This window comes from Microbacterium sp. UFMG61, assembly GCF_015354505.1.
GTDB lineage: Bacteria > Actinomycetota > Actinomycetes > Actinomycetales > Microbacteriaceae > Microbacterium.
Genome location: NZ_JACAFP010000002.1, coordinates 212,349 through 236,845, shown reverse-complemented (window position 1 = coordinate 236,845; position 24,497 = coordinate 212,349). Strand labels below are relative to the sequence as shown.

21 protein-coding genes and 1 tRNA gene are annotated in these 24,497 nt (G+C 69.2%); 9 read left to right on the top strand and 13 right to left on the bottom strand.

Annotated features, from left to right (window positions below; genetic code table 11):
• Positions 1-9: 9 nt before the first annotated feature.
• Positions 10-2,484 carry a prealbumin-like fold domain-containing protein gene (locus IXW21_RS03000; RefSeq protein ID WP_194762777.1) on the bottom strand — a complete coding sequence of 825 codons (2,475 nt, stop codon included), beginning with the start codon at positions 2,482-2,484 and terminating at the stop codon, positions 10-12.
• Positions 2,485-2,688: 204 nt separating this feature from the next.
• Between IXW21_RS03000 and IXW21_RS02995 the strand changes: the two genes are divergently transcribed.
• Positions 2,689-3,336 (top strand): LysE family translocator, encoded by a 648-nt coding sequence (locus IXW21_RS02995; RefSeq protein ID WP_194762776.1) that lies wholly within the window; start codon positions 2,689-2,691, stop codon positions 3,334-3,336.
• Positions 3,337-3,345: 9 nt separating this feature from the next.
• On the opposite strand, the gene IXW21_RS02990 is transcribed toward IXW21_RS02995, so the two are convergent.
• The 4 genes from IXW21_RS02990 to IXW21_RS02975 form a co-directional block, all read right to left on the bottom strand.
• Complete coding sequence (locus IXW21_RS02990) at positions 3,346-4,146, bottom strand: DUF1206 domain-containing protein (RefSeq protein WP_194762775.1); 801 nt, start codon at positions 4,144-4,146, stop codon at positions 3,346-3,348.
• Positions 4,147-4,217: 71 nt separating this feature from the next.
• Entirely contained in the window at positions 4,218-4,850 is a 633-nt protein-coding gene (locus tag IXW21_RS02985; protein WP_194762774.1) for a GyrI-like domain-containing protein, read from the bottom strand.
• 76 nt (positions 4,851-4,926) lie between these two features.
• Positions 4,927-5,790, bottom strand: a complete 864-nt coding sequence (locus IXW21_RS02980; RefSeq protein WP_194762773.1) for an AraC family transcriptional regulator — start codon at positions 5,788-5,790, stop codon at positions 4,927-4,929.
• 72 nt (positions 5,791-5,862) lie between these two features.
• The gene (locus tag IXW21_RS02975; protein ID WP_194762772.1) at positions 5,863-7,050 is read right to left on the bottom strand and encodes an ROK family transcriptional regulator; all 1,188 of its coding nucleotides are present in this window, start codon (positions 7,048-7,050) and stop codon (positions 5,863-5,865) included.
• Between the two features lie 86 nt (positions 7,051-7,136).
• On the opposite strand from IXW21_RS02975, the gene xylA reads away from it, so the two are divergent.
• Complete coding sequence (xylA, locus tag IXW21_RS02970; protein WP_194762771.1) at positions 7,137-8,324, top strand: xylose isomerase; 1,188 nt, start codon at positions 7,137-7,139, stop codon at positions 8,322-8,324.
• A 5-nt stretch (positions 8,325-8,329) separates the two neighbouring features.
• Positions 8,330-9,616 carry a xylulokinase gene (gene xylB / locus IXW21_RS02965; RefSeq protein ID WP_194762770.1) on the top strand — a complete coding sequence of 429 codons (1,287 nt, stop codon included), beginning with the start codon at positions 8,330-8,332 and terminating at the stop codon, positions 9,614-9,616.
• A gap of 161 nt (positions 9,617-9,777) precedes the next feature.
• Here the strand turns inward: xylB and IXW21_RS02960 are convergent, their stop codons facing one another.
• From IXW21_RS02960 to IXW21_RS02950, 3 genes are read right to left on the bottom strand one after another with little or no spacing between them, the layout of a single operon-like run.
• On the bottom strand, positions 9,778-10,839 hold the full coding sequence (locus IXW21_RS02960) for a Gfo/Idh/MocA family protein (RefSeq protein ID WP_194762769.1): 1,062 nt from the start codon (positions 10,837-10,839) through the stop codon (positions 9,778-9,780).
• Positions 10,836-11,594, bottom strand: a complete 759-nt coding sequence (locus IXW21_RS02955) for a cupin domain-containing protein (protein ID WP_194762768.1) — start codon at positions 11,592-11,594, stop codon at positions 10,836-10,838. The genes IXW21_RS02960 and IXW21_RS02955 overlap by 4 nt, the downstream gene beginning before the upstream one ends.
• The gene (locus IXW21_RS02950) at positions 11,591-12,721 is read right to left on the bottom strand and encodes a Gfo/Idh/MocA family protein (RefSeq protein WP_194762767.1); all 1,131 of its coding nucleotides are present in this window, start codon (positions 12,719-12,721) and stop codon (positions 11,591-11,593) included. The genes IXW21_RS02955 and IXW21_RS02950 overlap by 4 nt, the downstream gene beginning before the upstream one ends.
• A 100-nt stretch (positions 12,722-12,821) precedes the next feature.
• Between IXW21_RS02950 and IXW21_RS02945 the strand changes: the two genes are divergently transcribed.
• The 4 genes from IXW21_RS02945 (at position 12,822) to IXW21_RS02930 (ending at position 16,196) form a co-directional block, all read left to right on the top strand.
• On the top strand, positions 12,822-13,811 hold the full coding sequence (locus IXW21_RS02945; RefSeq protein WP_194762766.1) for a LacI family DNA-binding transcriptional regulator: 990 nt from the start codon (positions 12,822-12,824) through the stop codon (positions 13,809-13,811).
• Between the two features lie 12 nt (positions 13,812-13,823).
• Positions 13,824-14,759, top strand: coding sequence for an NAD(P)-dependent oxidoreductase (locus tag IXW21_RS02940; RefSeq protein WP_194762765.1), 936 nt, complete (start codon positions 13,824-13,826; stop codon positions 14,757-14,759).
• Between the two features lie 40 nt (positions 14,760-14,799).
• Positions 14,800-15,195 (top strand): VOC family protein, encoded by a 396-nt coding sequence (locus IXW21_RS02935; protein ID WP_194762764.1) that lies wholly within the window; start codon positions 14,800-14,802, stop codon positions 15,193-15,195.
• 104 nt (positions 15,196-15,299) lie between these two features.
• Positions 15,300-16,196: a LysR family transcriptional regulator gene (locus tag IXW21_RS02930; protein WP_194762763.1), complete on the top strand. Its 897-nt coding sequence runs from the start codon at positions 15,300-15,302 to the stop codon at positions 16,194-16,196.
• Positions 16,197-16,219: 23 nt separating this feature from the next.
• Here IXW21_RS02930 and IXW21_RS02925 read toward each other — a convergent pair whose 3' ends face one another.
• The 3 genes from IXW21_RS02925 to IXW21_RS02915 form a co-directional block, all read right to left on the bottom strand.
• A complete protein-coding gene (locus IXW21_RS02925; RefSeq protein WP_194762762.1) occupies positions 16,220-17,668 on the bottom strand; it encodes an LCP family protein in 1,449 nt (482 codons plus the stop codon).
• 179 nt (positions 17,669-17,847) lie between these two features.
• Complete coding sequence (locus tag IXW21_RS02920; RefSeq protein WP_194762761.1) at positions 17,848-18,822, bottom strand: NAD-dependent epimerase/dehydratase family protein; 975 nt, start codon at positions 18,820-18,822, stop codon at positions 17,848-17,850.
• A gap of 62 nt (positions 18,823-18,884) precedes the next feature.
• Positions 18,885-19,925 carry an aldo/keto reductase gene (locus IXW21_RS02915; RefSeq protein ID WP_194762760.1) on the bottom strand — a complete coding sequence of 347 codons (1,041 nt, stop codon included), beginning with the start codon at positions 19,923-19,925 and terminating at the stop codon, positions 18,885-18,887.
• 261 nt (positions 19,926-20,186) lie between these two features.
• Here IXW21_RS02915 and IXW21_RS02910 point away from each other — a divergent pair, with 261 nt between their 5' ends.
• Positions 20,187-22,808 carry an excinuclease ABC subunit UvrA gene (locus IXW21_RS02910; RefSeq protein ID WP_194762759.1) on the top strand — a complete coding sequence of 874 codons (2,622 nt, stop codon included), beginning with the start codon at positions 20,187-20,189 and terminating at the stop codon, positions 22,806-22,808.
• 25 nt (positions 22,809-22,833) lie between these two features.
• Complete coding sequence (locus tag IXW21_RS02905; protein WP_194762758.1) at positions 22,834-23,274, top strand: hypothetical protein; 441 nt, start codon at positions 22,834-22,836, stop codon at positions 23,272-23,274.
• A gap of 40 nt (positions 23,275-23,314) precedes the next feature.
• Here the strand turns inward: IXW21_RS02905 and IXW21_RS02900 are convergent.
• Both IXW21_RS02900 and IXW21_RS02895 read right to left on the bottom strand, forming a co-directional pair.
• Positions 23,315-23,403 (bottom strand) — tRNA-Ser (locus IXW21_RS02900).
• Between the two features lie 59 nt (positions 23,404-23,462).
• Positions 23,463-24,488 carry a LacI family DNA-binding transcriptional regulator gene (locus tag IXW21_RS02895; protein ID WP_194762757.1) on the bottom strand — a complete coding sequence of 342 codons (1,026 nt, stop codon included), beginning with the start codon at positions 24,486-24,488 and terminating at the stop codon, positions 23,463-23,465.
• Between the last annotated feature and the right edge of the window lie 9 nt (positions 24,489-24,497).

The window sequence follows — 24,497 nt, the reverse complement described above, 5'->3', positions numbered from 1 at the left end:
GGATGCAGATCAGATCTGCGGGTCGTTCGCATCGGAACGGGCGTGACGACGGCGGACCATCAAGGCCCACCCACCCGCGACGAGGACGGTGAGGGAACCGGCGAGGATGTAGGGCAATGCGCCCGTCCCCCCGGTGGTCGGAAGGAGCATCGCGGGCACATCGCGCACCGTGATGACCTGCCCCGCCGCGGTCACGGCCTCGTCGCCACCGGCGACGATGCTGACCGTGCGGTCGGGATTGATGATGAACTGCACCGGCTCGGCCAGCAGGCTGAAGCCGTCGGGCGCCGTCAGCTCGCTGAGCCAGTAGGTGCCGGCCGGGATGCTGTCGATTTGGAAGAGTCCGAGCTCGACGTCGGCGACCGTGAACGGGAGCGCTGCGCCCGGGGCGCCGTCGACGTCTTCGAGCACCTCGAACGACGAGCCGTCCATGCGCACCCAGTCGTTCGCGGAGGATTCGCCGATCTTCTCGATCTGCAGCGGGATCCGGAACGGCTCGATGGGCGTGCGGGTGCTGTCGTCGTTCGACCGCACCGGCCCGCCGGACGGAGTCTTGCCGGTCGAGAACGCCGTGTTCAGGACCTCTTTCGCGTCGACGTCGGGCTGCGTGATCACGTACGGCGCGTCGGCGACGCAGTGCGCGACCTGGGTCGGCGCGATCGTGGTCGGCGTGCAGGTGACGGTGATGCCGAACTGCGTGAGCAGATCGTCGACGACCGTGATCTCCGACACCGCGACGTTGCCGGTGTTGGTCACGTCGAACGTGTACATGATGTGGTCGCCGAGTCCGGTGACCCCGTCCTGGTCGATGTCGACCACCGAGGCGGACTTGTCGAGCAGGAGCGCAGGCGTCCAGACGGCGGGGATGATCTCGTCGTCGGTGTCGGTGACGTTCGGCCCGGTCGCCGGGGTGCCGGTGGCGCGTGCGACGTTCGTCAGCGGCGCGGCGTCGAGGTCGCCCTGCTGCACCGCATACGTGGCCGTGCAGGTCAGCTTCTCGCCGCTCGCGAGCGTCACGGGCGCGGGCTTGTCGCAGGAGAGGGCGCTCATGTCGCCGACGCCCGAGAACATGTCCTCGGTGATCGTCACGTTCGTGAGGCTGGTGTTCACGATCGTGTTGGTCGCGGCCTTCGGCGTGGTGTTCGTGGCCACGAAGGTATAGGTCGCGATGTCGCCGACCGCGTCGTAGTTCGCGATGTTCGACGTCTTGACGAGGTCGATCGACGGCTGGATCACCTCGAGAGTCGCGTTGGACGGCGGGTTCAGGTTGGTCGTGATGTTGGCGGGACCGTTGACGTATGTGCCGTTCACGGTGGACGTGACATCGACCGTGATGGTGCAGGAGGCCTGATTGAGCGCGAGGTCGCCGCCGGTCACCGAGACGGTGGTTCCGCCTGCGGGCGCCGTGACGGCGTAGGCCGCGCCGGTGTGCTGGATGCAGGTCCCGCCGACGTTCGGAGCCGCGGCGATCCTCAGGTTCGCCGGCAGCGCGTCGGTGATGAACCAGTCGTTCTTGGCCATCAGGTCGCTCGTGTTCGTGACCGTCAGGGTCATCTTCGACGTCGCACCGTTGAGGATGAGCGTCGGGCTGAACGCCTTGTCGAGCTGGGGCGTGACGTCGACGATCTGCGGGAGGTCGAAGGCGGCGTCGTTCCCGGAACCGCTCGCGGTGGCGTTGTACAGCGAGAGGCCCAGGTTGGCCGTCGTTCCCACAGGGATCTGGTACGCGGCGGACTGCAGCTTCCTGACCTGCGGACCCCAGTTGGTGCTGTCCGTGCACGGGTTCAGTCCCGTGCTCAGGACGACGGGGGTTCCGTTGACGATGAGCGAGAAGGTCTCTTTGGGCTGGTTCGCGCCGCCGACGGCCGGGCAGCTCGTCGCCGCGAAGTACGCGGACACGGCGTAGTAGTGGCCGGCGATCGCCGGGATCGTGTTGACGGTCCGGAACTGCGTGCCCGCCGCGATGGTGCCGTTCGCGCGGTTGGTGTACTCGGAGAGCACCTGATTCGACTGCGCCTGCGCCGCGGTCTGCCCCTGAGCGACGCCGAGAGCGACGGCCATGTCCCGCAGCTGCTGCCAGCCGTCCGGCTGGTTGTTGACGCATCCGGTGTCCACGACGGGAAGAGGCGTCGCGGAGTTGAGTATCCACCCGTTGCACTGGAGCCCTGCGGGGGTCCACTGCACGTCGGCCGTGTAGGTCGAGTTCGCCGCGGCGACGCCTCCGACGTAGGTCGTGATCGGGAGCGCCGCCAGGCTCGCGTTCTGGTTCGAGAAGTTCTCGGTGTACACGGGCGTGCCGGGCTGGGTCACGCCGGGCGTGCCGGGAACCGTCGCCGCAGCGGTGATGCCCGTGTTCGGCGCGAGGGTGCCACCGGCGATGAGTACGCCGGCGATCGCCAGGATGCCGCACAGCCGCGTGAGCGCCCGACGGCGCGACGCGACGACGGCCCGTGATGCCGTGTGAGTGTGTGAGCGCAGGCCCATGAGTGTCCCTATCCCGGCAGGCCCTCCGCCCACCGCGGGCAGTACGACGAGGAGAGGCGTCGCTGCCCAGTGCTATGAAATTCCCCAGTGCTGGGCCGCAGACGCTGCCCATCACATACCCAGACCGCCGCCCGAGACATTTATGACGGTGGGCCTGAAATCTTTTTCGGATCGGATGTGCTACGGCTGCCCTAGGCTCGCGGCATGCTCAGCGCGCAGACGTTCACGACCTTCGTCATCGCGGCGTTCATCATGGTGGTGATCCCCGGACCGACCGTGCTGTTCACGATCGGGCGAGCGATGGCGCTCGGCAGGCTCGGGGGCTTCCTCAGCATCCTGGGGACCGCGCTCGGCTCGATCCTGCTCGTCGTGGGCGTCGCGCTCGGCGTCGGCACTGTCGTGGCCCAGTCGATCGTGCTGTTCACGGTCGTGAAGGTGCTCGGCGCCGGCTACCTGATCTTCCTCGGCATCCAGGCGGTCCGGCATCGCAGGGATGCCGCGGCGACAGCGAGCGGCACCGTGCCGAAGCGGTCGGGCGCGCGTCTGCTGGGCGAGGGCTTCGTCGTGGGCGTCACCAACCCGAAGTCGATCGCGTTCTTCCTCGCGATCCTGCCCCAGTTCGTCGATCTCGATGCCGGGGCGGTGCCGATGCAGCTGTTCGTCCTCGGCACGATCGTCGTCGCGATCGGTGTCGCCTGCGATGCGCTCTGGGTGCTGCTGGCGAGCTCGGCCCGGGCATGGTTCGGCCGGTCACCGCGCCGAATCGAGGCCCTGAGCGCCACCGGAGGCGGACTCATGATCGCGCTCGGCGCATTCCTGTTGATCTGGAGCGAGAAGCCCGCGAGCGTCTGACCCTCGTCGTCACATCCGCGCGAATCGCGCCCGCACGATCGAGAAGACTCCGTAGATCGCGAGGCCCACGCCGACGAGCCACAGCAGGGGCTCTCCGAGCGGCAGCGCCGTGATGCTGCGCAGAGCGGCGTCGAGGCCCGCCGCTCTGTCGGGGTCCTGCGTCCAGGCCGCCACGACGAAGAGCGCTCCGGTCACCGCGATCGCGATGCCCTTGGCGAGGTACCCGACGATGCCGAGGGAGACGATCCAGACGTGCGAAGGTCCGTCCGGGACGTCCATGGTGTTCTCGAAGCCCCGGGTGATGCCGATCACGAAGAACCCCACGCCCACGCCGGCAACGCTGAGTCCGAGGACGATGAGCAGGACGGTTCCGCCGGGGACGGCCAGCACCACGGTGCTGAGGGTCTGCATCGTCTTCTCGGATTCGATGCTCCCGCCGAAGGCGAACACCAGGGCGAGCCCCGCGATCACGAGATACGCGGCCGCGATGCCCATCATCTTCAGGCGTCGTCCCCAGCGCTTCGCGTCGTCCCTGCTCGCCGAAAGCAGTCCGCCGGCGACCTCCCAGATCGCCAGGGCGATCAGCGCCGCGGCCACGCCTCCGAGCAGCAGCCCGCCGATGGGCGTCGATCTGATCACCTTCATCACGCCGTCCTGATCGGCATCTCCACCTCCACCCGTGGCGATCGAGACCGCGATCACGCCGATGATGATGTGCACGATGCCCACGACCACGAATCCCGCGCGGGCGGTGCGCCGGAAGCCGTCGGAACGCTGCGCCGTACGCGCGACGTCCTTCGGGGTCTCCATCTGAGCAGACTATCTGCGGACGGGCGCCACTCCTACGCCGCCGGACGTGCACGGATGCTCCACGCAGTCCGTCACGTCAGGCGCGCGACGGGCTGCCGCAGGATCGTGCGCAGCTTCGCCGGGGCGACCCGCCGGACATCGCTGAGGTAGATCTCGTGATGCCGACCGGTCATGCGCAGGCCGTTCTCGGGGATGAAGCGGTGGTGCAGCTCGTCGAGCACGGGAGCCTCGTCGTCATACGAGCCCACATGCAAGGTCTGCACGCTGAGCCCTTCGTCGAGGGTCTCGAGGCGCACGGATCGCAGCGCCGGTGAGACCTGCTTCTTCGTCGCGAGCTTGACCTCGACGCTGTCGACCGCGGCGACGAACATCTCGTGGGTGACGTGGTCGGGCACCATGATCATCAGGGTCCACAGCCACGCCGATTTGTCGCGGCGCGTCGTGAACGCCTGCATGTCGGGGGCGTGCCAGAGCCCCTCGAGCGGCATCACGACGGTGTCGACACCGAGCTGCGCCCTGCTCGCGAACTTGAGGGTGTACGCGATGGGGAAGAGCGCGGCGACCGCGGCGGCATAGGCGGGGGCGGTGTTCGGATCCCCCGCGCCGTCGACCATCAGATACCGGATCGCGGGAACCTCGACGAGACGGAACTCTCCCTTCTTCGCTCTGTACGCATCGAGCGTCTTCTTCGGGTCGATCGCCATCTGCAGTCCTCTCACTCTGTGGCCACGGCTCCGCGCCGGAGGCGGAGAACCGTGGCCACAGTGTCGCATGCTGCGGTCAGGCGGATTCCACCGCGAGCCAGAGTTCGCACGAGGCGTGGGTACCGGTGAACTCGAGGTACCGCACGATCGAAGGGCCGGGCCGCAGCCGCCACGGGTTCGACGGGAACCACTCGGTCGCAGTGGCCGCCCAGAGGCGCTGGAGCGTCTCGGGGAACGGACCGGATGCGGCGAAGACCGCCCACGCGCCGGCCTCGACCCGCATCGAGTCGAGACCATCCGGCACCGGCGTGCCGGGGCGCACCGAGACGCCGTGCAGATACGTCAGCTCGGTTCCCTCGGGAGCGTCCGGAGCGATGTCGCCGGTGATCGCGAGGATGCCCGCGGGTACCGCATCGCTCAGCCGCTTCAGCCGGGCATGCTCGTCGGGCGGGATGGCCGCGATATGCGCCTGGATGTGGGGATTGACGCCCTCGTGGATCAGCGGCACCCGCGCCGCATGACCGACGAGCACGAGCTCGGAGGTGGGGGTGATGGTGACGTCCATCGGGATGCTCCCTTCGACGCTCAGGCGGAACCGGAGCGTGGTTTGTGTGCGGAGAGGACCCCCGTCTCGGCGTGCGTCGACCGGGCTGATCCCGTGCACGGCGCGGAAGGCGCGTCCGAAGGCCTCCGCCGAGCTGTAGCCGTGGCGCACCGCGACATCGAGAACGGTCGGGGCACCGGCCACGAGATCCGCTGCCGCGAGGGTCATGCGCCGCCGACGCACGTACTCCGACAGCGGCATCCCCGCCAGCGCCGCGAACATCCTCCGCAGGTGGTACTCCGTGGAGCCGTGCTCGCGGGCGAATCGGGAGACATCGAGATCATCGCCGGATTCGCTCTCGACCAGGTCGATCAGCGCGTTGAGCATTCCGATCATGAGGTTCCTCCTTTCCCCACCATCGTGCAGTCGACGGCACCTCTGCGACCCGACTTCTCCGGTCGGATCCGATCAGGGGCGCAGTTCCTGCGGCTCTGCTCCCCCGGGATCCGCGAGCACATCGGCGAAGGCCAGCTCCGCGGCGCCGATCAGCAGTCTGTCGGCCCCCAGCGCCGCGGGGCGGATCTGCAGCCCCTCGGCGCTCTCCGACATCGCGAGCGCGCGCACGTCGTCGTCGATCTGAGCGGCGCGCAGGTCGGCGAGGGTCGCGAGGAAACCGCCGAGCACGATCAGCGCGGGGTTGAGCACGTTGACGGCGTTGGCCAGGGCGCTTGCGAGCACGTGCGCCTGACGGGTGATCTCACAGGCGACGTCGGCGGACTCCGTCGTCGACAGCTCGGCCTCGAGCGTCTCATCGTCTGCGGCCTCCAGCCCCACGGCGCCGAGCAGGAGTGTGCGGCTGACCTCCGACTCGAGCACGCCGTCGGCCGTGCGACGGTCATCGTCGGCCGAGATGCGGGGACGATTCTGTCCGAACTCGCCCGCGTATCCGCCGGCACCCGCGACCGGTGCGCCGTGGATGATCAGGCCGCCGCCGATGCCCGAGGCGCCGCCGTTGAGATACACGATGTCGTCGAGGCCCCTCCCGGCTCCATACCGGTGCTCCGCGATCGCTCCGAGCGTGGCGTCGTTGTCGACGACCGTCGGGCATCCGGTGGCCGACTGCACCAGCCGGGCGAGCGGCACGTCGATCCACCCGAGGTGGGGGGCGTTGCGCACGACTCCGTCGGACGAGCGCACGAGACCGGGAACCGCGATGCCGACCGCTGCGATCCGTGCGGCGGCGAGGGGCCCCTCACGCCACGCGGCGATGCGCGCCGCGATCACCTCGGCGACGGCATCCGGCGTGGGCACGATCTCGTTCGGCAGTCGCTCGCGCACGAGAATGCTGCGGTCGAGGCCCACGGCGGCGATCTCGATCGCATCCACCTCGGGGTTCACTGCGATGGCGACGAACCGGTCCGATGCCGTCACGACCGGCGACGGACGTCCGACTCGACCGGGCACCTCGGGAATCCGTTCGTCGACGAGCCCGCGTCTGACCAGTTCGCCGACGAGGTCGGCGATCGTCGAGCGGTTCAGTCCGGTCTGCTCGGTCAGCGCCGCGCGGGACTGCGCGCCGTTCTCGTGCACGAGCCGGAGGATGCGGGCGAGGTTGTGCGGACGGGTGCCCAGCGCGGGGCTCGGCTGTGACGGCATCCCTTCACTGTAGGGGGTGGACGCGCTCCCTGTCATGAGATATGTTGTGAATCACAACTTATCCGATGACCTGCACAGGAGCAGCCATGCCCACCCCCACCCGCGACGACAAGTTCTCCTTCGGCCTCTGGACCGTCGGCTACAACGGCGCCGACCCGTTCGGCGGTCCCACCCGCCCGGCACTCGACGTCGTGCACGCCGTCGAGAAGCTCGCCGAACTCGGCGCATACGGTCTGACCTTCCACGACGACGACCTGTTCGCCTTCGGCTCGACCGACGCCGAGCGCCAGAACCAGATCGACCGCCTCAAGGGCGCACTCGCCGACACCGGCCTCGTCGTGCCGATGGTGACCACGAACCTCTTCAGCGCACCCATCTTCAAGGACGGCGGCTTCACGTCGAATGACCGCGACGTGCGCCGTTACGCTCTGCGCAAGGTGTTCCGTCAGCTCGACCTCGGCGCTGAACTCGGTGCCAAGACGTTCGTCATGTGGGGCGGCCGCGAGGGCGCCGAGTACGACTCCGCCAAGGACATCCGCCAGGCGCTCGAGCGCTACCGTGAGGCCGTCAACCTGCTCGGCGACTACGTCACCGACAAGGGCTACGACATCCGCTTCGCCATCGAGCCAAAGCCCAACGAGCCGCGCGGTGACATCCTGCTGCCGACCCTCGGCCACGCGATCGCCTTCATCGACTCGCTCGAGCGCCCTGACCTCGTCGGCGTGAACCCCGAGGTCGGCCACGAGCAGATGGCGGGGCTCAACTTCACCGCCGGCATCGCGCAGGCGCTGTTCCACGGCAAGCTGTTCCACATCGACCTCAACGGTCAGCGCGGCATCAAGTACGACCAGGACCTCGTGTTCGGCCACGGCGATCTGCACAACGCGTTCTCGCTCGTCGACCTGCTCGAGAACGGCGGCCCGGGCGGAGTGCCCGCCTACGACGGCCCCCGCCACTTCGACTACAAGCCGAGCCGCACCGAAGACGAGACCGGCGTCTGGGATTCCGCCGCCGCGAACATGCGCACCTATCTGCTGCTCAAGGAGCGCGCGGCCGCGTTCCGCGCCGACCCCGAGGTGCAGGAGGCGCTCGCCGCCGCCCGTGTCGACGAGCTCTCGACGCCGACGCTGAACCCGGGCGAGTCCTACGACGACTTCCTCGCGGACCGCTCGGCCTATGAGGACTTCGACGCGAACTCGTACTTCGGCGGCAAGGGATTCGGATTCGTCCGCCTGCAGCAGCTCGCCACCGAGCACCTGCTCGGCGCCCGCTGATCGCCATGCCGCTGGTTCTCGGGGTCGATTCGTCGACCCAGTCCTGCAAGGCCGTGGTCGTCGACACCTCGACCGGGGCGGTCGTCCGCTCCGGTCGGGCGTCGCACCCCGACGGGACGTCCGTCGACCCCGAGGCCTGGTGGCATGCGCTCGACACCGCGATCACGGCGGCGGGGTCGCTCGACGACATCGTCGCGTGGTCGATCGGCGGTCAGCAGCATGGCCTCGTCGCTCTCGACGGATCCGGAGCGGTGATCCGCGATGCGCTGCTGTGGAACGATACGCGGTCCGCAGGAGCGGCTCAGGACCTGATCGACGAGTTCGGGGCATCCGAGTTCGCCGCCCGCACCGGTCTCGTGCCGGTGGCGTCATTCACGATCACGAAGCTGCGCTGGCTGCGCGACAACGAGCCCGAGAACGCCGCCCGCGTGGCGGCGGTCGCCCTGCCGCACGACTGGCTGACCTGGCGCCTGCGGGGCTTCGGCCCCGAGAACCCCGCCCTCGACGAACTCGTCACGGACCGGTCGGATGCGTCGGGCACCGGATACTGGAACCCCACCACCGGCGAGTACGACCGGGACCTGCTCATCGCCGCGCTCGGTCACGACGTGGTGCTCCCCCGCGTGCTCGCGCTCGACGAGTGGGTCACGGATGCCGAGGGCCGACGTGTCGGCGCGGGTGCGGGCGACAATGCGGCGGCCGCACTCGGTCTGGGTGCGGTCCCCGGTGACGTCGTGGTGTCGATCGGCACCTCGGGCACGGTGTGCGCGATCAGCACGACACCGATCAGCGACCCGAGTGGCACCGTGGCCGGCTTCGCCGACGCCTCGGGACACTTCCTGCCCCTGGTCGCGACGCTGAACGCAGCTCGAGTGGTCGACGTCACGGCGGCCCTGCTCGGCGTCACCCACAGCGAGTTCAGCGATCTCGCGCTGCGTGCGGCATCCGGCGCCGACGGCCTCACACTCGTCCCCTACTTCGAGGGCGAGCGCACCCCGAATCTGCCTGATGCCACGGCATCCCTGTCGGGCATGACCCTCGCCTCGACGACGCGGGAGAACCTCGCGCGCGCCGCGGTCGAGGGGATGCTGCGGGGCCTGGGCGCCGGACTCGATGCACTGCGCGACCTCGGCATCCCGCTGGAGCGCGCTCTGCTGATCGGCGGCGGCGCGCAGTCCGAGGCCGTCCGCCGGATCGCCCCCGAGGTGCTCGGCCTCGCAGTCGAGGTGCCCGAGCCGGGAGAGTATGTGGCCCTCGGCGCGGCGCGGCAGGCGGGGTCGCTCGTCGAGTGAGCCCGGCCCAGTCCCGGCCCAGGACTGGCCCAGGACCACGCACCGTGTCGGGCGGTGATCTGCGCGTGGGGCGGATGGATGCGGGAGATCCGCCCTCCCCACGCCTGGTTCTCCGCCCCACACGGTGACGCGTCCCGAGCTCGGCGCGCGGCCCGATGCCGTCAGCCCGCGAGCACCCGCGCGTCCCGCTGCGCCACGATGCTCAGCTCGGCGGCCGTGAAGGCGTGCTCCTGGGTCATCGCGTGTTCCGTGCGATCGAGGCAGTCACGGATCAGCTGCCCGAAGAACGGGTACCCGGTCTTGCCGGTCGCGTCGAACCGGAACTGGCCGTCCTGATTGACGAGCAGCACCTGTCCGCCGCCGTTGTCGGTGGTGATGTCGATGTATTTGCGCAGCTCGATGTAGCCATCGGTGCCGAGCAGCACGGTGCGCCCGTCGCCGAACACGTCGAGCCCCGCCGGAGTGAACCAGTCGACGCGCACGTACCCGGTGGTGCCGTTGTCGAGCACGACGTGCGCGTCACCGAAGTCCTGCAGCCCCGGGGTCTCGGGGTGCGCGTAGTTGGCGACCGTCGAGCTGACGATCTCGCCGTCGGTCGCACCTGTGTAATAGAGCATCTGCTCGAAGTTGTGGCTGCCGATGTCGCAGATGATGCCGCCGTACTGCTCGGGATCGTAGAACCAGTCAGGCCGCCCCGCACCGACGCGGTGGGGCCCGAAAGAGGCCACCTGCAGCACTGTGCCGATCGCCCCCCGGTCGATCAGCTGCCCCGCGAGGATCGCCGCCTCGGAGTGCACGCGTTCGCCGTAGTAGACGGCGAACGTGCCGCCGGTGCGTGCGACGGCATCACGCGCAGCGGCGAGGTCGTCGATCGTCGTGATCGCCGGTTTGTCGGCGAAGAAGTCCTTGCCCGCATCCAGCACGCGCACCCCGAGAGGCGCCCGCTGATTCGCGATCGACGCGCTCGCGACGAGCTGCACCTCTGGATCGTCGAGCACCTCCTGCTCGCTCGACGCCGCCCGCGCCTGCGGGAACCGCTCGACGAAGTCCGCGACCTTGGCGGGATCGTCATCGAAGACGAGCGAGAGGGTCGCGCCGGCGTCGATGAGCTGCTCGACCATGCCCTGGATGTGCCCGTGAGCCAGTCCCACGGCCGCGAAGACGAACTCTCCGGGGCCGACCACCGGCTCGGGCAGTGGATCGAAGGTGTAGGTGCGGGTCATCGGTCGTTCTCCTCGTCGGTCACATCGCCGTCGGTCACATCGCCGTCGGTCACGTCATAGGTGCGCAGGCGCCCGCACATGCCGAACCCGCGCTCTCCCACCGAGGGTACGGCCTGGTGAACGCGGGCATCGGCCAGGTGCGACACCGAACCGGATGCCACTGCGTCGGCGAGCGCGAGCGACTGCTCGGCCTGGGCCAACGGGCGCTCGCGCACGAGGGCGCCCCATGCCGAGGCACGGTCGCGCACGAGCGCGCCCGCGGCGGTGCGGAAGGCCTCGAGAGCCGTGCGGTCACCGCCGACCACCGCATCCCGCAGGGTCTCGAATCCGGTCACGGCGAGGTCGCGCCGTGCGGTCGCACGCTCTGCCCGTCCGTCTTCGCCGCCGAGGGAGGCCGCAGAAGCGTACGCATCGGCGTCGGCCACGATGTCAGCCGGGAAGGTCATCACGGCATCCCCCGCCTCGGGCAAACCTGCATTGCTCATCAGCACGACGACCCGGAGGTCGCCGTGATTGACCGCGCGGTGGATCGTGCCTGGGGTGAACCAGACGACCGATCCCGCCGACAGGGCGGTCTCTCGGAACCCGTCTGCGTCGATCGTCTGCAGCGCGCCCTGCCCCGAGACCACGATGTACGCCTCGGTCGAGACGAGGTGCATGTGCGGGCTCCCGCCGCAGATGCCGTCCGGCGCGGCATCCGTGTAGACGTCGAGGTGCGACAGCGACGTGCCACCGGGGAACGAGGATGCGGTCATGATGCCGCCTCCACGAGCGACGCGGTCTTCTCGAAGAAGTGCGGCGCGTTCGCGACGAGCTGACCGGCTCGGTAATAGGGGTCGGATGCCGCGATCGGCAGCGACACGAACTGTCGCTCGAACCCCGCTTTGTAGATGGCGGTCACCACCTCGACGGCGTTCCGACCGTCCTGTCCTCCCGCGATCGGCGGCCGACTGTCTCGGATCGCGCCGAGAAGGTCGCCGATCTGCCCCGCGTGCCCGAGATGTGCGAGCGGGGTGCGCTCGGCGACGAGCGCCTCGATACGCGCCACCACATCGGGCGCTCCCCCTTCTTCGGGGAATCCGTCGGCACGGGCATGCTCGGCGGCGACCGAGAACGGCTGCGACACTCGGGCATTCGCGCCCTGGATCACGATCGCCTGCTCCTCACCGTGGTGCACGACCGAGCTGGTCAGCTGGGCGAGGCCCCGGTCATAGCGGAAGATTGCGACAGAGAGGTCCTCGACCTCGGCGTTGTCATGCTGCGCGTTGGCGAGCATGGCCGTGATCTCGGTGGGACTGCCGAGCAGCCACAGGAGCAGATCGATGTGGTGGATGGCGTGGTTGAGCGTGCAGCCACCGCCCTCCTTCTCCCACGTGCCGCGCCACCAGAGGTCGTAGTAGGGCAGCCCCCGCCACCACGCGGAGTCGACGCGGACGTGCGAGATCGACCCGAGCAGCCCCGAGTCGACGACCTCCTTGAGGGTTGCCAGGTCGTCGCGGAAGCGGTTCTGCGCGACGACGGACAGGATCTTTCCCGAGCGCTCCTGCGCCGCGAGCATCGCGTCGCATTCCTCGAGCGACGGCGCCATGGGCTTCTCGACCAGCACGTGGGTGCCGGCGTCGAGAGCAGCGATCGCCAGGGACGCGTGCGTCGACGGCGGGGTGGCGACGCTCACGAGGTCGACCAGCCCCGAAGCGATCATCTCGAGCGGGTCGTCGAACGTCGTGACGGCGGCGAGCCCGAAGGCCTCCGCCTTCTGCGCGGCCTTGCCAGGGACGACGTCGGCGAGCGCGGTGATCTCGCAGTCGTCCGGGAATGCGAGGTACCCCTCGATGTGCGCGTCGGCGATCCCGCCGGTGCCGATGATTCCGATCCTGAGCATTCAGTGCCTCCTCGATGAGGTTTTACTACGTATTACTAAGACGTAGTAGATACTATCGAGACGGTCACCGGTCACGTCAAGTCCCGAAAGGACGGATGCCATGGAGAAACGCCCGACCAGCCACGACGTCGCTCATCTCGCCGGGGTGTCGCAGTCGACCGTGTCGTTCGTCTTCACCGGCCGTGCAGGTATCTCCGAGGCCACCCGCGAGAAGGTGCTGCGCGCAGCATCCGAGCTCAACTACCGACCGAACCTCGCCGCCCGATCGATGCGCACGCAGCGCACCGGACGACTCGCCGTGGTCGTGCCGATCGCGACGATGAATCCGCTCACGCTGCTGTCGGGGTCGATCGCCGCGGCACGCGACGAGGGGTACGTCGTCGAGGTCGTGAGCCTGCCCGACGAGCCTGGTGCGCGCGACGAACGCCTGGCCGAGGTCGTCGATTCGGGGCAGTACGAGGGCGTGCTGTCGTTCACTCCGCTCCCGACGATCGACAGCGCGGGCGGCCCTGTGGTGCTGCCGGTCGGCGAGTTCGACGACGCCATGCACATGACGGGGGCCTTCACCGACTCGCGCCCGATCGCCGAGATGATCGAGCACCTCGCCGCACAGGGGCATCGACGGTTCCTGCACATCGCCGGCCCGGCGGACTTCCCCTCCGCGCAGTCTCGCCGGCGGGCCTACCTCGATACCGTCGCCCGTCTCGGGCTGGAGTCGATCGGCGTGGTCGACGGCGACTGGAGCGGCGACTCCGGAGCGGACGCGATCGACGCGCTGCCGTCCGATGCGCCGCCGCTCGCCGTGATCGCCGCGAACGATCTGGTCGCGACGGGCGCGATCCGTGCGGCCACACGCCGTGGATGGCGGCTGCCGGCCGACGTCGCCGTGACCGGGTGGGACGATCACAGCCAGAGCGCGTTCCTGGTGCCGGCGCTGACGACGGTGTCGCAGGACCGTGAGCGGCTCGGGGCGTGGTCGATGCAGCGGCTGATCGCCGCCGTGCGAGGCCACGAGGCGCCCGATCGGCCCGACGATCTGCTGACCGTGGTGTGGCGCGAGTCGACCGACTCGCCCCAGACCGGCGAGTAGCGTGGAGGCACCATGAAGATCCTGATCCCCGACACCATCGCCCTGCAGGTCTCCGCCGACGCCGAGGTCGTGGTGTACGACATCCGTTCCGAGATCCCCGCAGAGCACCGCGACGCCCAGATGCTGGTGGTGTGGCACAACAGCGCATCCTGGCTGCAGGAGGCCGCTCGCTCGCTGCCCGACCTGCGACTCGTGCAGGCGCTCGCGTCGGGCGCCGACGTGGTGCTGAACGCCGGCTTCGGGCCGGATGTGCGCATCTGCTCGGGGCGCTCTCTGCACGACGGACCGGTCGCCGAGCACGCTCTGGCGCTGATCCTGAGCACCGTGCGCCGCCTCGACCGACTGCACGACGCGCAGCGCGAGCACCGGTGGGACGAGGACTTCAACGAGGTGCAGAGCGCACGCGACACGCACGGCGCCTATACGCTCGCCGGTGCGCGCGTCACCATCTGGGGCTTCGGGTCGATCGCGTCGACGCTCGCTCCCCTGCTCACCGCGCTCGGCGCCGAGGTGCAGGGCATCGCCCGCTCGGCCGGCACACGGTCGGGGTATCCGGTGCACGCGGATGCCGATGCGCCGGCCGTGCTCGCCGAGACCGATGTGCTCGTGTCGATCCTTCCCGCGACCGAGTCGACGACGGGACTGTTCGACTCGGCGGTCTTCGGCGCGCTGAAGCCCGGGGCCGCCTTCGTGAACGTCGGGCGCGGTGCGACCGTCGACGAGGTCTCCCTGATCGGCGCGCTCGAGTCGGGTCGACTGCGCGCGGCCGCGATCGATGTCACGGCATCCGAGCCGCTTCCGGCATCCGATCCGCTGTGGGATGCGCCGAACCTGCTGATCACACCTCATGTGGCCGGCAACCGGCCCGTCGGCGCCAGCGCCCTCATCGACGCGAACATCGCTCGCCTCGCCGGCGGCGAACCCCTCGTGAACCAGGTGCGCCCCTGAGGGGCTGGACACCCCGTCACGACCGGCGCATGCTGAACGCATGACCGCCTTTCAGACCACACATGCATTCAGCGGCTTCAGCGTCGACGACATCGACGCCGCCCGCTCCTTCTACGGCGACACCCTCGGGTTGGACGTCACGACCAACGCCATGGGCTTCCTCGACATCCATCTGCCCGACGGCGGATCGATCCTCGTGTACGCCAAGCCGAATCACGAGCCCGCGAGCTTCACGATCCTGAACTTCCCCGTCGACGACGTCGAGGCGGCCGTTGACGATCTCAACGGCCGAGGGGTCGTGACGAAGATCTATGACGACGCGGAGTTCGCGACGGACGCCAAGGGCATCCTGCACGGCGGACCGGAGAGGGGCCCCGACATCGCCTGGTTCCGCGACCCTGCGGGCAACGTGCTCGCCGTGCTCTCCGCCGGCTGACCCGACACTCCGTACGCGAGACCCGCATCCGTGTAGGAGACCGCCGCGCCGGCGACGGGTCTCCTGCACGGATGCGGGTCTCGCCGCACGCGTAGGCTGAGAGGGTGACACCGCGACCTGAGACGACCGGCGCCGGCATCACCCTCTCCCAGATCGAGGCGCTCGTCGCCGTCGTCGATCACGGCTCGTTCACCGCCGCGGCGGACGTGCTCGGCATCTCGCAGCCGTCGCTGTCCCGGCGCATCCATACCCTCGAGACGGCCCTGGGCACACAGCTGTTCGTCGCCGCGGGCCGGACCAGGGAGCTCACGGATGCCGGGCGCAACACCCTCTCCGCCGGTCGCCGCGCCCTCGGTGAGGTCGCGACGATCCGCGCGATGTCGGCATCCACACGAGCACTGACGACGGGCACCCTGCGCATCGCGAGCCTGCCTTCGCTCGTGGCCGCCGTCTCGCCCGACCTGATCGGCACATTCCATCGGCGGCACCCCGGCGTGCGCATCGATGTCTTCGGTCTCGAGGAGCCCGAAGACATCATCGACGCGCTGCGCACCGGTCGCGCAGACGTCGCGATCACCACGATCGAGCGAGTCCCGAGCGACCTTCAGGCCGAGCCGCTGCCCTCGCAGGTGATGGTTGCAGTGGTGTCGGAGGATGCTGCCGGATCCGGCATGCTCCGTCGAGAGGCCCTGGCGGGTCGCACCCTGGTCACCCTCCCCCGTGGCACATCGATCCGTGCGCTGACCGACTCGGTCTACCGCGAACTCCGCACCACACCCGCCCGGGTGATCACGACGACGCAGCGCGACTCGCTCGTGCCGCTCGCCGTCGCATCCGGAGCGATCACGATCGTGCCCGAGATCCTCGCATCGTCAGCCCCGCGCCTCGGGGGCGTCGTCATCGCGCTTCCCACCGCGACGGAGCGCGCGGTGGGGCTCATCCATGTGCCCGCCGCGATTCAGAACCCCGCGCTCGCGGAGTTCCTCGAGCTGGCGCGCTGAGTCACGGGCCGCCTCGTCGCCTGTCACGCGGCGCACAGGTCGACGTCGGCCCCGCGAGAGGTCGCCTCGACCGGTCGGGACGGCAGGGGCTCCACTGCGGTCTCCCTCGACAGTGCCTCGTAGTCGGCCCCCAGCAGCAGCTGCACTCCGTGGGTCTCGCCGACCTCGACGCTCAGCGGCACGCCCAGCTCGATCGCGAGGTTCGCCGCGGTCGCCTGCGATTCGACGCCGGCGTCTGCGACCAGACGGGTCACGTCCACTGCCGCATCGGCATTGCCGCGCACGGCGACGGTGTAACCGAGCGCCGCCGCCTCGTCGCCCACGCTCGCCGCGAGGCCGGCGACGCCACTGCCGTTGAGCACCGCGATCGGCGCCGAGCGATCGGGGGCGGCCACCGTGTCGTCGCCGGCGAGGATGATCGGCACATCGTCGGCCACCGCACGGAAGACGACCTCCGCATCCGCGCTCGCCACCACCCGGTTCGCGTCGCCGGGAGCAGGCTCCCACGGCATCGTCAGGAACACGATCTGCGACAGCGGGACCTGCGCGGCACGGGTCGCGAGGGAGATCAACGAGGGGATGCCCGCGAGCCCGGGGTCGACCGTCGTCGACGACGTCGCCGCGTCGAGGAACGAGTAGAGCTTCACGGGATTGGTCAGGACGTCGGTACGCGTCGCCTCCTGCACGATCGCGGACATCACCATCTGCTGATGACCGAGTCGGGAGATGTCGCTGCCGTCGGCCAAAGCGTGACGGGTGCGGGCGAGGGCGAGCGCCTGGGCACCGTCGACGACCTGCGGCCCGGCCGGAAGGTCGAGCTGCGCGTGGCCGTCGGACAGCGGCTCGGGCAGGCAGACGTCCACTCCGCCGAGCGCATCGACCATGCGCTCGAAGCCCTCGAAGTCGAGTTCCATGAAGTGGTCGATGCGCACGCCCGTGAGAGCCTCGACGGCGGCCACCGAGCACGCCGGCCCGTTGTTCAGCGCGGAGTTCAGCATGCCGCGGCCCGCCGAACGGGCACCGTCGCCGAGATCGTCGCACACCGGCAGATCCACCAGGGTGTCGCGGGGCAGCTGGATCGCGTCGATGCGCGATCGGTCAGCGGCGAAGTGCGCGAGCACCATGGCGTCGCTGCGCTTCGTACCGTCGCCGACACCGAACGTCTCATCGGAGAGGTCGCGACTGTCGGAGCCGAGCAGCAGCACGTTGAGGTCGCCGTCGTCGGCGGCATCCGCCTGCTCCTCGCCGGCCGGCGCCGATGACGAGCTCGGTCGGATCGGGGCGGTCGAGACGTTGGCGTCGAGCCTCGCGACGGCCACGGCGGCGACCCCCACCAGCGCGACCGTGACCGCACCCGCGATCACGGCGGCGCGTCGACGTCGGATGCGTCGGCGACGCGCGCCTCGAGCGCTGATCTCGGATCGGGAGTCGATCGGCGCGTCGTCATCGGGCATGTCTTCGTTCGGGCTCACCACTCCTTCAGCGCATCACACGCGCCACCGCGAGCGCCAATAGCCTGAGCGTCGCGACCCATGCGCCGAGGCTATGCGGCATCCCCGTGAGCGGGTGAGAACGTGAGCCCCGCGTGGACGACCAGGGTCTCTTTCATGGGAAGAGGTCTCGTGATGACCCCGCGCTCGCTGCCGCGCGGTCAGGCGAGCAGCCGATCGAACAGGGCGTTCATCGCGGGATCGACGCGCTGCAGTTCGGGGTGCGAGTCATGCCAGTCGATGATCTCGCGCGCCACGGTGTGCAGGGGCACGACCGGGGCGAAGTCGGGCACGATGCTGCGGATCTTCGTGTTGTCGAACACGACCGAGTGCGCCATGTCTCCCCGGAGCTGACCGGCACGCTCGGGTGCCGCATCCTCGATCGCCGCGCTCGTGGCGTATCGGATTCTGGGCTCCGCGCCGGCCGCACGTCCGAGGATCCCGTAGATCTCGTTCCAGGTGTAGACGAAGTCGCTCGTGATCTGGAAGGTGTCGCCGTACGCGAGCGGGTTGCCGAGGAGGCCCGCGAAGCCGACCGCGAAATCGGTCGAGTGGGTGAGGGTCCACAGCGATGTCCCGTCGCCGTGCACGATGATCTCCTCACCACGACGGATGCGGTCGATCGCCGTCCAGCCGCCGAACGCGGGAATCGTCCACTTGTCGTACGTATGCGAGGGGCGCAGCACCGTCACCGGGAAACCGCGATCGCGATACGCGGCCGTGAGCAGGTCTTCGCAGGCGATCTTGTCGCGCGAATACTGCCAGAAGGGGTTGCGCAGGGGCGTGGACTCGGTGATCGGGAGGCGCGCCACCGGCTTCTGATAGGCGGACGCCGAGCTGATGAAGACGTATTGCCCCGTGCGGCCCTCGAACCGGTCGATGTCGCGCTGCACCTGCTCGGGGGTGAACGCGATCATGTCGGCGACGACGTCGAACTCGCGGCCGGCGAGTGCGGCGTCCACTGCCGCGGCATCCGAGATGTCCGCCGTCAACACCTCGACGCCCTCGGCCGGCTCACGCCGCGACTGTCCACGGTTCAGCAGCGTCACCTCCATGCCCCGCGATGCGGCGAGCGCACTCGCCGCGGAGGAGATGATTCCGGTTCCACCGATGAACAACACCGTCGTCGCAGTCATACTCCGACCCTATCGACGAGACGGCTGCCAGGGTCGGGGCATCAGGACCGCATCTCTGCGGCTCAGACCACGCTGGCGCCGGGCGTCGCCGCGAACTCCTCGAGTGCGGCGATGACGTCGACCGAGAGCACGACCTGGCTGGCGGCGACGGCGTCGTCGATCTGGCCGGTGCGCGACGCGCCGATGATCGCCGTGGTCACCACGGGGTCGCGCAGCACCCACGCGATCGCGAGCTGCGGGATCGAGAGGCCCGCGTCCTTCGCGACACGGTCGATGCCGCGGATGCGCTCGAGATAGCTGTCGGTGAGCGCCGATCCGTTGAGGAAGTGACTGTTGGCCGCACGCGAGTCGGCGGGGACGTCGCCGTCGATGTACTTGCCGGTGAGCAGACCCTGGGCGAGCGGCGAGAACACCGCGCTGCCGACCTGCAGCTCACGCAGCGCCGGGAACAGCTCGGCCTCGGGCGTGCGGTCGAACAGCGAGTAACGGGGCTGGTGCAGCAGCAGCTTCACTCCCTGCTCGGCGAGAAGCTCGTATGCGCGACGGGCGAGCTCGGCCGGGTAGTTCGAGATGCCGACGTAGAGCGCCTTGCCGCTGCGCACGATGTCGGCGAGTGCCGTGACCGTCTCTTCGAGAGGCGTCTCGGGATCGGGCCGGTGCGAGTAGAACACGTCGACGTAGTCGGTGTTCATGCGCGTGAGACTCTGCTCGAGCGAGCGCGTCAGGTATTTGCGCGAGCCACCGTCACCGAAGGGTCCGGGCCACATGTCGTATCCGGCCTTGGTCGTCACGAACAGCTCGTCGCGGTAGCGTGCCAGGCCGCTGTCGAGAACCGCACCGAACGTCGACTCGGCCGAGCCGTAGGGCGGGCCGTAGTTGTTGGCGAGGTCGATGTGGACGACGCCGCGGTCAAACGCGTGGAGCACGATCTCGCGCTGGCTGTCGAACGTGCGGTCGCGACCGAAGTTCTGCCAGAGCCCGAGCGAGACCTTGGGCAGCTGCACGCCGCTGGCGCCTGCGCGCTGGAACGACACATCCTTGTAGCGGGTGAGGGATGCCTCGTACGGAGTCGTCAGGCGGGGGTCATCAGCGGCGATGGGCATGAAGGATGCTCCTAGAGGCGAGGCGGGGGAAGGGCTTCAGGATAGCGCTTGCCGCACTGCGGCCGGGCTGCGGACGGTCTGCGGCCGGGCTGCGGCCGGGCTCGCGGTCATCTGCGATCGCCGCGGCTGCGGTCTGAACTTGCCCGGTCCGACCGACCGCTGTCAACCACTCCGACGAAGTCCGACGGGCGAGGTAACGTGGCGCGGAGTCGGCGAACGTCGCATCCATCCGCGCTGTGCGCGGGATACGAGAAGAGGTCCATGATGGGCGGGACCCCATTGTCGAAGCTCTCCGGCACGTCGAATGCGATCGTCGTGACCGGAGCACGTGTGCACAACCTTCGCGACGTCGACGTCGAGATACCCCGCGACGCCCTCGTCGCATTCACGGGAGTCTCGGGCTCGGGAAAGAGCTCCCTCGCGTTCGGCACCCTCTACGCCGAAGCCCAGCGTCGATACTTCGAGTCGGTGGCGCCCTACGCGCGACGCCTGATGAGCCAGGTCGACATCCCCGACGTCGACGCCATCGCAGGGCTGCCGCCGGCGGTGGCCCTTCCCCAGCAGCGCACCGCGGGCAGCGCTCGATCGACCGTCGGCAGTGCCACGTCGATCGGCAACGTCGTGCGCATGCTGTTCTCGCGCGTCGGCACCTACCCGCAGGGCGCGGAACAGCTGTTCGCCGAGGACTTCTCCGCGAACACCGTCCAGGGCGCGTGCCCGCAGTGCCACGGGATCGGGCAGGTGTACGACGTGCCCGAGCACCTCATGGTGCCCGACGAGTCGCTGACCATCCGCGACCGTGCTCTCGACGCGTGGCCGCGCGCATGGCACGGCAAGCAGCTCATCGACAGCCTGATCTCGCTCGGCTACGACATCGACATCCCGTGGCGCGACCTGCCCGAGGAGCAGCGGCGGTGGGTGTTGTACACCGAGGAGTCCCCTCAAGTGCCGGTGTTCACCGACCGCGGTCCTGCGCAGGTGCGCAAGGCGATCGCGGCAGGCATCGAGCCGTCGTACATGAGCACCTTCGTCGGCGTGCGGCAGTACGTGCTGAACACCTTCGCGAACTCGAAGAGCGCGAAGATGCGCGAGAAGGCGGCGAGCTTCATGGTCAGCGTCCGCTGCCCGCTGTGCGAGGGACGCCGATTGAAGCCGGAGGCGCTCGCCGTGACGTTCGCCGGTCTCGACATCACACAGATGGCCGGGATGCCGCTCGCCGATCTCGCGGCTCTCCTCGAGACGGCACTCGACCCGTCCGGCGGCGGGGTGCATGCCGGTGGATCCGCTGCCGAGGGGCTGGCACCCGAGAAGCAGCTCGCCGCGCGACGATTGGTCGACGAGCTGCGCGATCGGGTCTCGCCCATCGTCGAACTCGGTCTGGGATACCTCTCACTCGATCGTTCGACGCCCACCCTCTCGTCGGGGGAGCTGCAGCGCATGCGGCTCGCGACGCAGGTGCTCTCCCAGCTGTTCGGGGTCATGTTCGTGCTGGACGAGCCGTCGGCGGGACTCCATCCCGCCGACGGGGAAGCACTCGTGCGCATCCTCCGCTCACTCCGGGACTCGGGTAACACGGTCTTCTTCGTCGAGCACTCCCTCGACGTGATCCGGCATGCGGACTGGATCGTCGACATCGGCCCGGGGGCGGGCGTCACGGGGGGCGAGATCGTCTACTCGGGACCGATCGACGGTCTCCGAGCGGCCGAGCGCTCCCAGACCAGGCGCTACCTGTTCGCCGATGAGCAGCAGACCGAACAGCCGACACCATCGATGCACCCGTCTCGCGAGGCCGACGGCCAACTCGTGCTGACGGACGTCTCACGCAACAACCTCCGCGACGTCTCGGTGTCGATCCCCCTCGGATGCCTCACGGCCGTCACCGGCGTCTCCGGTTCGGGCAAGTCGTCCCTTGTCACCCAGGCCCTGCCCGATCTGCTGCAGAGGAGCCTGTCGAGCGAGGTGGACGGCTCGACGCTCGAGGCGTCGAGAGACGAGCGGGACAGCGCGACGGCGGATCCGCTGTTCTCCTCACCCATGGCCGAGACCACGGGCCGCGCGTCCGGACCCGCCGGCCGGGTGCGACGGGTCGTGCAGGTGAGCCAGAAGCCGATCGGCCGCACGTCACGATCGAATGTGGCGACGTACACGGGTCTCTTCGACCGCGTTCGCGCCCTGTTCGCCGCGACTCCGGAAGCCCGCCGTCGGCGATACGCCGCGAGCCGGTTCTCGTTCAACCTGCCGAGCGGACGGTGCCCCACCTGCAAGGGCGAGGGCACGGTCGAGGTCGAGCTGCTCTTCCTCCCCACCGTCCATGCCCCGTGCGGCACGTGCGGCGGCACCCGCTATAACCGGGAGACGCTTGAGATCGAACTGCACGGGCAGACGATCGCCGACGTCCTCGCCATGACCGTCACCGACGCCCGCACTCTCTTCGCCGACGACGCCGACGTCTCGCGACACCTCGATGCCCTTCTCGACGTGGGACTCGGGTATCTGCCCCTGGGCCAGTCGGCGACGGAGCTCTCCGGCGGCGAGGCGCAGCGCGTGAAGCTGGCCTCCGAGCTGCGGCGCGCTCAGCACGGCGACACGCTCTACCTGCTCGACGAGCCCACCTCGGGACTGCATCCGTCCGACACCGATCGGCTGCTCGTCCACCTCCAGCATCTGGTGGACGCCGGCAACACGGTGGTGATGGTCGAGCACGACATGCGCGTGGTCGCCCAGGCCGACTGGGTGATCGACATGGGTCCCGGCGCGGGAGATCTCGGCGGATCGGTCGTGGCTCAGGGGACTCCCCGCGCCGTCGCGTCGGCGAGCGGGAACATGACGGCCTCATACCTGGCGAAGGCCATCGCCGCGCAGGAGATCGGTACACGCCTCTGAGCACACGTTTGCTAGCGTCGTCGCCATGCGTCGATCCGTCTCAGTGCTTCCTCTCGCCCTCTTCGCTCTCGTACTCTCGGCCTGCACGCCGGCGATGGACGACGAATCGGCGTCGGCACTGAACGACAACGCGTGCTCGTGGGTCGACACGGTGGCGACCCAGGCCAACAACAGCATGATCTCCGCAGATCCGACGGCTCTGGTGACGGCCGGCGATCACCTGCGCGAGGGCATTTCGCTGCCCGACGGCGACCTGAAGAACGCCATCGCGGCTGCCGGCGACGCTGCGCCCGAACTCGAGACGAAGACCGTCATCCTGCCCGATGACCTCGACTCGTTCAACGAGCATCTCGACAGCATCGCGTCGATCTGCGCCGATCTCGGACATGACGAGGTGGAGACCCGCGTGAAGTACCCCGACTCGCAGAGCGTCGTCGACGTTCTCGACGGTTCGTACGGCGGATAGACCCAGACCCGAGAAATTGACTCTCATCGGGTTTTCACTGCGGAGACGAGGGGATTTGAACCCCTGGTCCCCGTGAGGGGACTCCACCTTAGCAGGGTGGTGCACTCGGCCGGACTATGCGACGTCTCCAGGCATCCGTTCCGTGAAGACCGGATGCACCTTGCAATCATAACGGGTTCGAGCGGCAGTCACGAATCGCCACGACCGGCGATGCCGGCGGAACTCGACTCGCGCACGACGAGCTCGGGCTGGAACCGCACGCGCCGATCGTGCTCGACACCGTCGAGTTCTTTCAGCAGCAGGTCGACACCCGTCCACCCGAGCAGCCTCGCGGGCTGACGCACCGAGCTCAGCGGCACGACGGTCGCGGAGGCGAAGTCGATGTCGTCGTAGCCCACCATCGCGATGTCGTCGGGAACGCGGATGCTGGCGCCGAAGCTGAACGCCTGAAGGAGCCCGACGGCGAGCAGATCATTCGCGGCGAACACGGCATCCGGACGCACATCCGCAGAGCGCGCGACGATCTCCTCCCCCGCGGCTCTGCCCTGCAGCACCGTGAGAGCCGACTGCTCGATCACCTCGAGCGACGCGTCGGGGTGGGCGGCGACCGCCGCCTGCACTCCGCGCAGACGATCCGCGACCTGGTGCACCGACTGCGGTCCTCCGACGAAAGCGAGTCTGCGCCGGCCCGACGAGAGCAGGTGCTCGGCCGCGAGACGACCACCCTCGACGTCGTCGACCGATACCGACGGCAGCAGCCCCTCCTCGACCTCGCGGTCGACGAGGATCACCGGCATGCCGCCGGTGGCGAAGCGATGCACGGTCGAGAGATCATCGGACGCCGGGGTCAGCAGCACGCCGTTCACGCGCTGCTCCTGGAAGAGCTCGAGATGCGCGAGCTGCCGTTCATCGCGCTCGTCGCTGTTGCCGAGCAGCACGGTCATGCCGGCGTCGGCCGCGCGATCCTCCGCTCCGCGCACCACCTCGGCGAAGAACGGGTTGCCGATGTCGGGCACGACGAGTCCGATGCTGCGGCTGCGACCGGCGCGCAGCTGTCGGGCCGCGTCGTTGCGCACGAAGCCGAGCTCCTGGATCACGCGCTGCACGCGCTCGACGGTTCGCGCCGAGACGCGCTCGGGCTGGTTGAGCACGTTCGAGACGGTGCCGACCGAGACGCCGGCCGCGGCCGCGACGTCCTTCACCCCTACCGCCATGGCGTGCCT